The organism is Roseomonas sp. TAS13, from assembly GCF_001950415.1.
Taxonomy (GTDB): Bacteria; Pseudomonadota; Alphaproteobacteria; order Acetobacterales; family Acetobacteraceae; genus Roseomonas; species Roseomonas mucosa.
The window spans coordinates 1-11799 of record NZ_BDLP01000123.1 but is presented as its reverse complement, the minus strand read 5'-3'; the positions used below and the strand labels follow the sequence as shown (position 1 = coordinate 11799).

The 11799-nt window shown below is 69.9% G+C and carries 11 protein-coding genes, 1 tRNA gene and 1 riboswitch; of the genes, 4 read left to right on the top strand and 8 right to left on the bottom strand.

Annotation, left to right across the window (positions count from 1 at the left end; genetic code table 11):
- Window positions 1–125: 125 nt before the first annotated feature.
- The 4 genes from ROTAS13_RS11530 to metZ all read right to left on the bottom strand — a co-directional run bounded on the left by ROTAS13_RS11530 (window position 126) and on the right by metZ (window position 3617).
- Window positions 126–515, bottom strand: coding sequence for a RidA family protein (locus ROTAS13_RS11530; RefSeq protein ID WP_019461053.1), 390 nt, complete (start codon window positions 513–515; stop codon window positions 126–128).
- Between the two features lie 109 nt (window positions 516–624).
- Window positions 625–1254 (bottom strand): hypothetical protein, encoded by a 630-nt coding sequence (locus tag ROTAS13_RS11525; protein ID WP_019461052.1) that lies wholly within the window; start codon window positions 1252–1254, stop codon window positions 625–627.
- Window positions 1255–1312: 58 nt separating this feature from the next.
- Window positions 1313–2296 carry an Hsp33 family molecular chaperone HslO gene (locus ROTAS13_RS11520; protein WP_058389599.1) on the bottom strand — a complete coding sequence of 328 codons (984 nt, stop codon included), beginning with the start codon at window positions 2294–2296 and terminating at the stop codon, window positions 1313–1315.
- Window positions 2297–2417: 121 nt separating this feature from the next.
- Complete coding sequence (metZ, locus tag ROTAS13_RS11515; protein ID WP_058389598.1) at window positions 2418–3617, bottom strand: O-succinylhomoserine sulfhydrylase; 1200 nt, start codon at window positions 3615–3617, stop codon at window positions 2418–2420.
- Window positions 3618–3661: 44 nt separating this feature from the next.
- Window positions 3662–3740: riboswitch (SAM riboswitch) on the bottom strand.
- A gap of 212 nt (window positions 3741–3952) precedes the next feature.
- Between metZ and ROTAS13_RS11510 the strand changes: the two genes are divergently transcribed.
- The 4 genes from ROTAS13_RS11510 to ROTAS13_RS11495 all read left to right on the top strand — a co-directional run bounded on the left by ROTAS13_RS11510 (window position 3953) and on the right by ROTAS13_RS11495 (window position 7920).
- A complete protein-coding gene (locus ROTAS13_RS11510) occupies window positions 3953–6214 on the top strand; it encodes a TonB-dependent siderophore receptor (RefSeq protein WP_252571153.1) in 2262 nt (753 codons plus the stop codon).
- 180 nt (window positions 6215–6394) lie between these two features.
- Complete coding sequence (locus ROTAS13_RS11505; RefSeq protein WP_058389596.1) at window positions 6395–7078, top strand: Fe2+-dependent dioxygenase; 684 nt, start codon at window positions 6395–6397, stop codon at window positions 7076–7078.
- Window positions 7079–7149: 71 nt separating this feature from the next.
- Window positions 7150–7224 (top strand) — tRNA-Gly (locus ROTAS13_RS11500).
- 153 nt (window positions 7225–7377) lie between these two features.
- Entirely contained in the window at window positions 7378–7920 is a 543-nt protein-coding gene (locus ROTAS13_RS11495; protein WP_019461047.1) for a hypothetical protein, read from the top strand.
- A gap of 43 nt (window positions 7921–7963) precedes the next feature.
- Here the strand turns inward: ROTAS13_RS11495 and argF are convergent, their stop codons facing one another.
- From argF to ROTAS13_RS27135, 4 genes are all read right to left on the bottom strand, one after another.
- A complete protein-coding gene (gene argF / locus ROTAS13_RS11490) occupies window positions 7964–8917 on the bottom strand; it encodes an ornithine carbamoyltransferase (protein ID WP_075822404.1) in 954 nt (317 codons plus the stop codon).
- Between the two features lie 32 nt (window positions 8918–8949).
- A complete protein-coding gene (locus tag ROTAS13_RS11485; RefSeq protein ID WP_058389595.1) occupies window positions 8950–10152 on the bottom strand; it encodes an aspartate aminotransferase family protein in 1203 nt (400 codons plus the stop codon).
- Between the two features lie 219 nt (window positions 10153–10371).
- The gene (locus ROTAS13_RS11480) at window positions 10372–10719 is read right to left on the bottom strand and encodes a hypothetical protein (RefSeq protein WP_019461044.1); all 348 of its coding nucleotides are present in this window, start codon (window positions 10717–10719) and stop codon (window positions 10372–10374) included.
- Between the two features lie 218 nt (window positions 10720–10937).
- Complete coding sequence (locus ROTAS13_RS27135; protein ID WP_058389594.1) at window positions 10938–11594, bottom strand: PRC-barrel domain-containing protein; 657 nt, start codon at window positions 11592–11594, stop codon at window positions 10938–10940.
- Window positions 11595–11799 lie beyond the last annotated feature (205 nt).

The following is an 11799-nucleotide window of genomic DNA, read 5'->3' as shown; positions in this document are numbered from 1 at the left end:
GGGCACGGAGTTGGGAAGCTCCGGCGCCGGGGTGGCACCGCAGCCGGCCAGGGCGAGCAGGATCAGCCCGGCGCCGCAAGCCGCGCGGTGCCGGAAGAGGCGCCGCAAGGGTTGCGGGCCGATTCTCACGCTACCGCCTCCAGCTCCACCTCTGCCACGAAGCGCGGGTCGGCGAAGCCGTCCACCAGCAGCAGCGTCGCGGCGGGCTGGTGGCCGTTCAGCCATTGGTCCCGCCGCCGGCGCCAGGGGCCGATATGGATGCGCTGCACCAGGTAGGCGGTCAGCCGCACGACATTCGCCGGGGTCATGCCATGCGCCTTCAGGATGGTGTCGAGGTTGCGGAAGACCTGCCCGATCTGCTCGTCCGCATGGGCGGCGATCCGGCCGTCGGGGGTCACGCCCGCCTGGCCGCTGACCACGAGCCGCCTGCTGGCGCCCTGGACGAGGACCGCGTGGGAATAGGCCGCGTGGGGCTCGTGCACGCCCTCGGGGTTGGATGTGGTGATGATTCCCATGCTGGTACTCCTCCGGCTGATGGTCCGGCCGCCGGTTGGCCTGCGGCGGCGTCACGCCCGCCCAGGCTCCGGTCCCGGGCCTTCCAGGAGCACCATCCTGCGGTTGTTCTCAGCTTGGCGGAAGCTCTTCGCGCTCGATACTTCCCGGCGCGGGGGTGGGAACGACCGGCGTGGTCTCCTGCACCCAGTCCCGCAGGTTCCGGCGGACCTGGACCTCGAACTCCACGTTCAGGTCGTCCATCGCCTTGCCGACCACATCCTCCGCATTGCCGGCGGCGGTGTTGCCGCCACCCAGGTTCATCACCGCGCCCCGTCGCGCCTCGGCCTCCGCGAAGGCGAGCTGCTGCCCGTCCGCGCCGAGGATGGTGAGCCGGCAGCGCAGCACGCAGTCGAGTCGCTCGCTGGCATCGGTGAACATCCCGCCCGACTGGCGGCTGCGCGTCAGGGTCGCGGTCTCCACGGTGAAGGCGGCCCGTCCCGTGGTGCCGGCGGCGGACAGGCGGTCACGCCCCATGCGCTCGACCTCCGTGGCCGGCACCAGCGGCGCCGGCGGGTCGGCGCGGATCACCGCGCCCGGCTGCGGCGGCGGGAAGTCGAGCCCGGCGACGTTCAGGCGCAGCGGGGTCAGCCAGGCATAGCCTTCGGGCCGGCGCAGGCGCGTCACCGGCGCCTCCCCCCCGGAACAGGCGGCCGCCAGGAGCGGCAGCGGCAGCAGGAGGGCTTGGCGTCGGCGGATCATGCGGATTCGCAGCTCCGTGGAGGGGCAGAAGAGGCGATGGGGCGAGAGGGGTAGCCGATCAGGCCCGCCCCGCACCAGAGCGTACGTCCGCGCGATCGAAGCGGAACTCGACGTTGCAGAACTCGCAGGTCATGGCGATCTGCCCGTCCTCGGCCATGTGGTCGAGGTCGTCGCCCGGAAAGGACTGCAGCACCGAGGCGAGTCGCGCCCGCGAGCAGCGGCAGCCATAGGACAGCGAGCGGGCGCGGTCGGTCACCAGGTCCTCCTCGTGGAAGAGGCGGTGCAGCAGGCGCTCCGGCGGCAGGGAATCGTCCAGGAGCTCCTCGTCCTTCAGCGTCCCGGCCAGGATGGTCGCCGTGCGCCAGGCCTCCTCCTGCTCCTCCTCGTCCAGTGCGCCGATGCCGCCCTCCCCCGCCACGCGCTCCATGATCAGGGCGGAGGCGCGCCAGCCGGAAGCGGTCCTCGCGGCGGCGAGGCGCACCCAGGCGCGGAGCTGCTCGGAGGTCTCGAAATAGCGGTCGGTCATCGCCGAGAGCGTGTCGCCCTCGATGGCGACGATGCCCTGGTAGCGGTCCATGTCCTGGCCCTGGTCGCAGGTGAAGGCCAGGTAGCCCTTGCCCAGCAGCGCCGCGGCCTCGCCCGTGGGTATATCCCTGGGTATATCCCTGGGCATGCCCTCCGCCCCCTCGCTGATCCGGGCATAGCCGCGCAGGCTGCCGGTGTCGGTGCAGTCGGCCAGCAGCATGCCGACCGGCCCGTCACCCTTGGCCTGGAGGGAAAAGGAACCCCGGAACTTCAGCGCCGCGGCGAGGCCGGCGGTAAGCGCCAGGGACTGGCCGAGCAGCCGGGCCACGTCCGGCGCATAGGCATGGCGGGAGATCAGGGCCTCGGCCAGTGGGCCGAGCCGCACCAGCCGGCCGCGCACGGGCCGGTTGGCGAGGTGGAAGGGCTGCACGCCGCGCGGCACGACCAGGTCCGGCACGGGCGGCCGGTCATGGTTGAGGAAGTCGGGCGTGGCGGAGGGTTCGGTGACGTCTTTCACCGCGCCTAGATAGGCGCTGCCCGTTCCGCCTGCGAGGTGCGGCCCCGCCCCTCTTTGCGAAGGGCGGCGCTGCGGCCACGGGATGGCTGCCCGCCTCCTGGCGGATGGCGGGGCGGCGGCCTCAGCGGCGGGTGGCGGCCAGGGCGGTTTCCAGGTCCTCGATCAGGTCCTGCCGGTCCTCCAGCCCGATCGACAGGCGCACCGTGCCGTCGCCGATGCCGAGCTTGGCCCGCTCCTCGGCGCCGATCCGCATATGGGTGGTCGTCGCGGGATGGGTGATCAGGCTCTTCGAGTCGCCCAGGTTGTTGGAGATGTCCACGACCCCCAGGGCGTTCATGAAGGCGAAGGCGGCCTCGCGCCCGCCGGCCAGGTCGAAGGTGACCATCGTGCCGCCCGCCGACATCTGGCGCATCGCGAGTTCCCGCTGCGGATGCGATTCCAGGGTCGGATAGCGGGTGCGGGAGACCTCCGTCCGCCCCTCCAGGAACCGCGCCACGGCCTCGGCGGACTGGCACATCGCCGGCATGCGGAGGTGCAGCGTTTCCAGCCCCTTCAGGATCACCCAGGCGTTGAAGGGGGACAGCGCCGGGCCGGTGTTGCGGGTGAAGGGCTGCAGCACCTCCTCGATCCACTTCTGCCGGCCGAGCACGGCGCCGCCCAGCGTGCGGCCCTGGCCGTCGAAGTGCTTCGTGGTGGAATAGACGACCACGTCGGCGCCGAATTCCAGCGGGCGCTGCAGCAGCGGCGTGGCGAAGACGTTGTCCACCACCACCAGCGCCCCCGCGGCATGGGCGAGATCGGCCACGGCGCGCAGGTCCACCACGTCCAGCATCGGGTTGGAGGGGGTCTCCAGCAGCACCAGGTCGGCCGGCGTCGCCAGGGCCTCGCGCCAGGCGGCGAGATCGCTGCCCTCCACGAATTCCGTGCGGATGCCGTAGCGCGGCAGCAGGGTGGACACGATCCAGTGGCAGGAGCCGAACAGGGCGCGAGAGGCCACCACGCGGTCGCCGGTCTTGAGGTGGCTGAGCATCGCCGAGGAGACGGCGGCCATGCCGGTGGCCACGACGCGACAGGCCTCCGCCCCTTCCAGCGCCGCCAGCCGGGCTTCCAGCGCCGTCACGGTCGGGTTGCCGAAGCGGGAATACTGGTAGTGCGGCGCGGCGCCGGTGAAGGCGGCCTCGGCATGCTCGGCGCTGTCGTAGACGAAGCCGGAGGTGAGGAAGAGCGCCTCCGAGGTCTCGTCGAAATTGCTGCGGGCCTGGCCGCCGCGCACGAGCAGCGTGGCGGGGCGGAGCGGCTTGTCGGAAAGGGGCTTGGCCATCAACCGGGTTCCCTGCGGACGAAGCCGGCCCGGTCGGGCGCCGCGGAAACGGCGCCACGGCCGTTTAGCGCGCTTCTTTTACCTCGCCGCAAGCTGGCCGGACAAATCGCGAGGGCACCCTTCCGGGTACAGGGCGCTTCTAGAGCAGATCCCCGCCGCATGGGAACCCTCCGCGCTGTGGCGAGGAGCCGCAGGGAAGCCACACCGGTCAGGAAATGCATTCCGGGCTCGCGGAGCGGGAATGGTCCGCCCCGTTTCGCTGAGTTGCCCGCTTGTAACCTTTCACGAATCCGATATTGATAACTACTCGCAATATCATCCGGGGAATTTGCTACGTGGTAACTCGCAGTGGAGTGCGCGACCTGATGACGCAGGGCGCGCTGGTGGCCGGGCTTGCCGTTTCCGTCTCGGCCGTGGCCCAGGCGCAAACCGCCAGCCCGACGGCGGAAGGCGCGCCGGCCCAGAGCCAGGCCCCGGCCTTCAGCCCTTCGCCGCTGGTCATCCCGCAGGTGAACGTGGAAGGGGCGGCGCCGCCCAACACGCTTCGCGGCCGCACCGGCATCGATCGCCTGCCGGACACGATCCAGGATACGCCGCAGACCATCAATGTCGTACCGCAGGAGGTCCTGCGCCAGCAGAACGTCACCACGCTGGAGCAGGCGCTGCGCAACGTTCCCGGGATCACCGCCTCGGCGGGTGAAGGCAATGGCGGCGTGGCGGGCGACCAGTTCCGCATCCGTGGCTTCAACGCCCAGAACGACCTGTTCTCGGATGGCCTGCGCGACTTCGGCACCTATGTGCGCGATGCCTTCACCACCGAGGAGGTGCAGGTGCTGAAGGGCCCCTCCGGCTTCGCCCTGGGCGGCGCCGGCACGGTGGGCGGCGGCGTGAACCAGGTGAGCCGCATGCCACACCTGGGCAACAGCTACGGCGGCGTGGCGACGGGCGGCATGGGTCCCTTCGCGCGCGCCACGGCCGACGTGAACGTGCAGGTGGGCGAGAGCAGCGCCGTCCGCCTCAACATGATGGGCCAGAGCAGCCATACCGTGGATCGGGACGGGCAGGATCAGCGGCGCTGGGGCATCGCGCCCTCCGTCGCCTTCGGTCTGGGCACGGATACCACCGCCACGTTGGAGTACCTGCACTACGAATACGATCAGGCCACCGAGAGTGGCGTTCCGGTTGTCACGCCCTTTGGCGGCATCGGCCGCCCGGCCACGGAGTACGGCCTCCGCCGCCGCAACTGGTACGGCAACCAGGGCGACCGCGACAAGGTCGAGGTGAACCGTCTCACCGCCACCCTGCAGCACCGCGTGAACGACTGGCTGACCCTGAACGACAGCTTCCGCACCTCCTGGGTCAAGCGCGACTTCGCCTACAGCCCCGTCACATGCGGCACCGGCGCCACGCTCACGGCCTTCAACAACAGCTGCTCGGGACAGTTCCTGGCCGGCAGGAACCCGAATGTCGGCTATGGCGGCGGCATCGGCGCCTATACGCAGGACACCTGGGGCATCCAGAACATCGCCACCGCGAATGCCAGGTTCGACACATGGATGCTGCGCCACGAGTTGACGGCGGGCGTGGACATCGCCCACGAGAGCACGGACCGCACCGGGCTCACGACGGTGGGCACAAGGCTGCTCCCCGGCATCCGGAACCCGGACAACGACTACAGCCTCGGCTTCACCACCGGCAGCGCCCTGCGCAACACGGACACGACCAATCTCGGCCTGTTCATGCGCGACCGGGTCTGGCTGATCCCGGAACTCTCGGTGATCGGCGGCTTCCGCTACACGCACTACAACCTGGACTACACGGCGGGTAACCGCGGCGCGGCGCCGACCACCGATATCAGCACCACCGAGGACTTCGTCGATCCCACCGCCAGCCTGGTCTTCGAACCGACGCCGGCGCAGACCTACTACTTCTCCTATTCGACCTCGACCACGCCGCCGGGCGCCAACTTCACCACCGTTCCTTTCACGGTGAACCCGAACGTCGAGCCCGAGCGCAACCAGAACTTCGAGGTCGGCGCCAAGGTCGGCGTGTTCGACAACCGGCTCGGCCTCTATGCCTCGCTGTTCCGGATCAACAAGAAGAACGCCACCACGCCGCTGGAAGACGGCACCGTGTACTCCACCAGCGACCGGCAGCGGGTGCAGGGTGCCGAGGCGGGCGTCACCGGCCGCATCACCCCGGCATGGAACGTCAACGCCAACTACACCTATCTCGACAGCGAGACCACGCGGTCCACGACGGCCGCCAATGTGGGCAACCGCGTCCAGTACGTGCCCAAGCACGCGGCCTCGCTGTGGACGACCTATGAGATCGCACCGCAGACGCCCTACAACATCACCCTCGGCGGCGGCATGTTCTATCGCAGCTCGGTCTATCTGAATGCCGCCAACTCGGCGAAGGTGCCGTCGAACCTGAGCTTCGATGCCATGGTGTCGCACAAGCTGGCCGAACAGCTCACGCTGTCCGTGAATGGCTATAACCTCGGCAATGCGCTGAACTACGACTCCCTGTTCTCGGGGCGCGTGATCCCGTCCGCGGGCCGCACCGTGCTGGTGTCACTGGCGGCGAATTTCTGACGCGGCCCGCCGGCAAGCCCTGCCGGCGGCCCCGGAATGCCGGGAGAGAGGAGGCGCCCGCGAGATGCCGGGGCCGTATCGCGGACGCCTCCCCGCCCGTTTCGGCGCCCTTTCCGGGGACTGCCTTCACGGGGACTGCCTTCCCGGCGGCCCCTTCGCCAAGGATGGAGTGGATCTCCGATGCTCGTGCGCATTCCCCATGTCCTGACGCCCGAGGAGGTCGCCTATGCCCGCCAGAGGCTGGAAGACGCGGCCTGGGAGGATGGGCGGACCACCGCCGGGGCGCAGTCGGCCCTGGTGAAGAAGAACCTGCAGATCCCGGAAGGTTCCCCGGTGGCGCGGGAACTGGGCGACCTGGTCCTGCGGGCGCTGGGCCGGAACCAGCTCTTCTCCACCGCCGCCCTGCCGCTGCGGGTCTATCCGCCGATGTTCAACCGGTACGATGTCGGCATGACCTTCGGCGCGCATGTGGACAATTCCGTGCGCCTCGTGCCCGGGGCGGGGATGCGCATCCGCACCGACGTCTCCTCCACCATCTTCCTGACCCCGCCGGAGGAATATGAAGGGGGCGAGCTGGTGGTGCGGGACACCTATGGCGAACAGCGCGTGAAGCTGCCGGCGGGCGACATGGTGGTCTATCCGGCCACCAGCCTGCACAGCGTGACGGAGATCACCCGGGGCTCGCGCTGGGGCTGCTTCTTCTGGAGCCAGTCCATGGTCAAGGACGATGGCCAGCGCGCCCATCTCTATGACCTGGACATGGGGATCATCGAGCTCCGCCGCTCCCTGCCCGACGACCACCCCGGCGTGCTGGCTATGACGGCGAGCTACCACAACCTCCTGCGGCGCTGGGCGGAGATGTGACCTCCGTGGGGCATGTGCGGGGTCTCTTGCCGGTCTCGCGTGGCCGGGGTAGAAGAGCCCGCACCTCGGCTGCGGGCGTAGTTCAGAGGTAGAACGTCAGCTTCCCAAGCTGAATGTCGTGGGTTCGATTCCCATCGCCCGCTCCACCCCCCCTTCCCGGCATCAGTGGTGACCGTTCCCAGCGGATCCGGCAGGACCGTTACGCTGCCGGCAGCCTCAGAAAGCCGTGAGGGAGCCGCCCCCGGCCTTTCGCCGCAACGCAGCATGCGTTCAATGATGCGACCCGGACAGGAGCATCCATGCGGCATCCCCTCATCCTCTCCAGCCTGCTGGCCCTCGCGAGCTGCGGCTATGAGGCCGCCGACACGGCGCATCAGGCGCAGATCAACATGGTGGGCATGACCTCGGCCGATCTGCAGTCCTGCGCGGGGGTGCCTGACAAGACCAGCAAGATCGACGCGCGCACGCAGATCTTCAGCTACATCCTCAGGAACCCATCCTCGGGCGGCATCGAGGTGACGCTGCCGATCATCGGCGGCGGCTACACGATCAACGGCAGCGGCTGGAACTGCACGGCCAATTTCCGGCTGGTGGACAACAAGGTCGCCGCCCTTTTCTACAGCGGCGACACCGACCGCGGGATCGGCGAGGACGGCATCTGCGAGCCCATTATCCGGGGCTGCATGCGGCGGCCGCAATCGAGCATGCTGCCGGTCAGCCAGCAGACCAATGCCTCCGCCTTCTCGCAGCCGCCCGCGCCGCCGACACCCGTCGAGACGGCGCCCCCGGCCCCGGTGATCGATCCGGATGCGGTGGCGCGGATGCCCACGGTGGGGCGGTAGAGCGTTCGCGGGGGGGGGCGCCAGACGGCGCCCTCCCCGCTTCTCAGCCGGCGCCCAGGGCCCAGAGCAGCACGCCCTTCTGGGCATGCAACCGGTTCTCGGCCTCATCGAAGACCACGGATTGCGGGCCGTCGATCACCTCGTCGGTGATCTCCTCGCCACGATGGGCCGGCAGGCAGTGCATGACGATCGCATCCGGCGCCGCGTGGCGCAGCAACTGGGTGTTGAGCTGGTAGGGCGCCAGCAGGTTCTGGCGGCGGGCGGCGGTGCCGTCCTCCTCGTCCGACATGCTGACCCAGGTATCCGTCACCACGCAACGCGCGCCGCGCACGGCAGCCACGGCATCGTCCGTCACCTCGATCCGCGCACCCTCGGCCCGGGCCCAGTCCACCAGTTGCGCCGGGGGCGAGAGCTCCGGCGGCGTGGCGACGCGCAGCGTGAAGTCGAAGCGCGCCGCGGCCTGGATGAAGGAACGGGCGACGTTGTTGCCGTCGCCGGTCCAGGCCACGACCTGACCCGCGATGGGGCCGCGATGCTCCTCGAAGGTCATCACATCCGCCATGATCTGGCAGGGATGCGACAGGTCGGTGAGGCCGTTGATCACCGGCACCGTGGCGTGCTCCACCAGTTCGCACAGCTTCCCGGCGGAATCCGTGCGGAGCATGATGGCATCCACGTATCGGGACAGGACGCGGGCCGTGTCGGCCGGGCTTTCGCCGCGTCCGAGCTGGCTGTCCTTTCCGCTCAGCACCACCACGTCGCCGCCGAGCTGACGGATGCCGACCTCGAAGGAAACGCGGGTGCGGGTGGAAGGCTTCTCGAAGATCAGCGCAACGGTCTTGCCGGCCAGCGGCCTGTCCGCCATCTCGCCGCGCTTGCAGCGCATGCCGAGATCCAGCATGTGCCGCAGCGTCGGGGAATCATGATCCGAGAGATCCAGGAAATGCCGGAGGGAGGGTTTCCCCTCCCCCGGCACCAGCCCGGATGCCGATGACATTGCCGATCCCGGCACGGACTTGAGCGCGGCACTCATTGGGCTGCTGCCCTGTCCCGGGCCGGCTCCATGCGGGCCGCGGCGCGGTCGAGGCGGCGCAGCGCCTCGTCGGCCTCGGCCTCGGTGATGATCAGCGGCGGCGCCAGGCGCAGCACGTTCATCCCGGCCGCGACGGTGAGGAGGCCTTCCTCCACCGCCATGGCCTGCATGGCGGTGTTGGAGAGGTCCTCGCGCAGCCGCAGGCCCATCAGCAGCCCGGCGCCCTGCACGCCGATCGCCACGCGCGGGTGCCGCGCGGCGAGGTCCTGCAGCCCACGCCAGAGATGGCGCGCCACGCGGTCCACCCCGTCCAGGAAGCCCGGTTCGAGGATCACGTCCAGCACGGCATTGCCGGCGGTGCAGGCCAGCGGGTTGCCGCCATAGGTCGTGCCATGAGTGCCGGGCACGAGGTACTTGGCCACATGCTCCCGCGCCAGCACGGCGCCGAGCGGAAAGCCGCCGCCGATGCCCTTGGCCGAGGACATCACGTCCGGCTCGATCCCGGCCCACTGGTGCGCCCAGAGCTTGCCGGAGCGGCCCATGCCCGTCTGCACCTCGTCCAGCGCCAGCAGCAGGCCGTATTCGTCGCAAACGGCGCGCAGCTCGCGCAGGAAGCGCAGGTCGGCGGGGCGAACGCCGCCCTCGCCCTGGATCGGCTCGATCATGATGCCGGCGGTGTTCGGCCCGATGGCGTCGCGCACGGCGTTCATGTTGCCGAAGGGGACGTGGTCGAAGCCCTCCACCGGCGGGCCGAAGCCTGCCAGGTATTTCGGGTTGCCCGTGGCCGAGAGCGTGGCCAGGGTGCGGCCGTGGAAGGCGCCCTCGAAGCAGATCATGCGGAAACGCTCGGGGCGCCCGGTCTCGGCATAGTGCTTGCGCACCGCCTTGATCATGCCCTCGTTCGCCTCGGCGCCCGAATTGCAGAAGAAGACGCTGTCGGCGAAGGAACTCTCCACCAGCCGCTGTGCCAGGCGCTCGGCCTGCGGCACGCGGTAGAGGTTGGAGACGTGCATCACCTTGCCGACCTGCTCGGCGATGGCGGCCGTGAGGTGCGGATGCGCGTGACCGAGGCTGGTGGTGGCGATGCCGGCGCCGAAATCGAGGAATCGTCGCCCGTCCGCCGTCCACAGCCAAGCGCCCTCGCCCCGCTCGAAAGCGAGGTCGGCGCGGTTGTAGGTCGGCATCAAGGCGGGGATCACGTGTCGGTTCATCCAGAAATCGACTCCCGGCCCGGTGCGACGGCCGCAGCCGGACGGGGAGTCAAGACCATGCCGCAAAGGCAAAAGACGGTCAAAGCGTGGACCGGCCGGTGGCCGCGAAAAATTCGCTCCCCACCCCTACAGGGCATGAAAAGGGGGTGCCGGCATGCCAGCTCCCCTTCGCTGTCCCGGAGGCATGGCCCCGGGACCCGCAGCTTCTCAGCGGCGGCAGTCGTTCGGATCGGTGGTGTTGAGCGCGCGGCTGACCGCGGTGCCCGGCGGGTTGTTGGCCGTGCAGTCACGCTGGCGCGGATAGGCGCCTGAGACATCGGTCCCCGCGGCGCGGTCCAGCGTCCGTTCCGCCGCCGTGCCCGGCGGGTTCACGCGCGTGCCGTCGGACTGCGCCGGATAGGCACCCGAGGTGTTCGTTCCCGCGGCACGGTCCAGCGCCCGTTCGGCCGCGGTCCCAGGCGGGTTGCCCCGGTTGCCGGGCCCATGATCGCAGGCCGCCAGTCCAGCCAGTGCGGTGAAGGCGATGAGGCCGCGTAGCATCGGGCGATGGATCATCCCTGAGGAACTCCTGATCTGTTCTTGCCCCCGAACGGGGGACATGACCGCAACGTTGCTCACGGAGGAGGGTTCCACGCAGAGATGCCAGGGCGGCATGAGGAAAGAAGGCCGGACGGGCGAACAGGGAAACGGCCCGGATGCGAGGGCATCCGGGCCGTTCGAAGCATCCGTCGCCGGCACCGCCCGCGAGGAGCGGCCCCGGCCAGGATCACGGCTCAGCCGCGATTGCGGGTGGCGTCGTAGCTGAAGGACGGCAGGGCGGTCAGGCTCTCCTTGGTCACGCCGTTCAGCACCCAGCGATCGTTCTCGCCGCTCCAGCGCAGCTGGTCGAAGGGAACGCTGACCAGCTTGGCACCGATGCCCAGGAAGCCACCCACGGACAGGATCGCCGTCGGCGCCCCCCCGTTGCCGATCAGCAGGTCATCCACCGACCCGATGGTCTCGTTGCGGTCGTTGTAGACATTGGCACCGATCACCTTGCTCGCCCGGTCGGACTGGGCGGCATGGGTCATGCCCATGGTGCCGCTGCGGGCGGCATTGTTGCCCGTGTCGCTGGTCGCGCGGTCAGCGGCGCGGCCGGCCGCGGTGCCGGGCGGGTTGTTGGCCGTGCCATCGCTGTTCTGCGGATAGGCACCGGTCATGTTCGTGCCCAGCGCGCGGTCCGTCGCGCGGCCCAGGGCCGTGCCGGGCGGATTGCCGGGCGTGCCGTCGGCGGGGGTGTGGCTGCCGGTCGCGGAATCCGCTGCCCGCTGCGTGGCGGTGGAGGAAGGATTGCCCGGCGTGCCATCGCGCGGCGTGGAGGTGTTCTGCGCCATCACCGGCAGGGCCAGCATCGCGGCCACGGCGGTCATGCCGAGGAGGTTCTTACGCATCGTTCTTCTCTCCGGGACTGGGGTTCTCCGATGCCCGCTGGAACGCGCCCTGCCCGGCCACGGTTGCGAATCGTTCATGCGCGCCATGCGCGAAAACACGTCGCCGCCGCGCCGGGCGTGGAACGGGTGCGATAGGCCGCACCCGGCTTCCGTGCCACTATGCCGCCGTGGCGCAAGGTGATCGGCAAAGGCCCGGCCGGAAGGC

Bases quoted from the DNA above. Each gene is read 5' to 3' on its own strand.
- ROTAS13_RS11530 (WP_019461053.1), bottom strand. From the start codon at position 515: ATGGGAATCATCACCACATCCAACCCCGAGGGCGTGCACGAGCCCCAC.
- ROTAS13_RS11525 (WP_019461052.1), bottom strand. From the start codon at position 1,254: ATGATCCGCCGACGCCAAGCCCTCCTGCTGCCGCTGCCGCTCCTGGCG.
- metZ (WP_058389598.1), bottom strand. From the start codon at position 3,617: ATGGCCAAGCCCCTTTCCGACAAGCCGCTCCGCCCCGCCACGCTGCTC.
- ROTAS13_RS11505 (WP_058389596.1), top strand. From the start codon at position 6,395: ATGCTCGTGCGCATTCCCCATGTCCTGACGCCCGAGGAGGTCGCCTAT.
- ROTAS13_RS11495 (WP_019461047.1), top strand. From the start codon at position 7,378: ATGCGGCATCCCCTCATCCTCTCCAGCCTGCTGGCCCTCGCGAGCTGC.
- argF (WP_075822404.1), bottom strand. From the start codon at position 8,917: ATGTCATCGGCATCCGGGCTGGTGCCGGGGGAGGGGAAACCCTCCCTC.
- ROTAS13_RS11480 (WP_019461044.1), bottom strand. From the start codon at position 10,719: ATGATCCATCGCCCGATGCTACGCGGCCTCATCGCCTTCACCGCACTG.
- ROTAS13_RS27135 (WP_058389594.1), bottom strand. From the start codon at position 11,594: ATGCGTAAGAACCTCCTCGGCATGACCGCCGTGGCCGCGATGCTGGCC.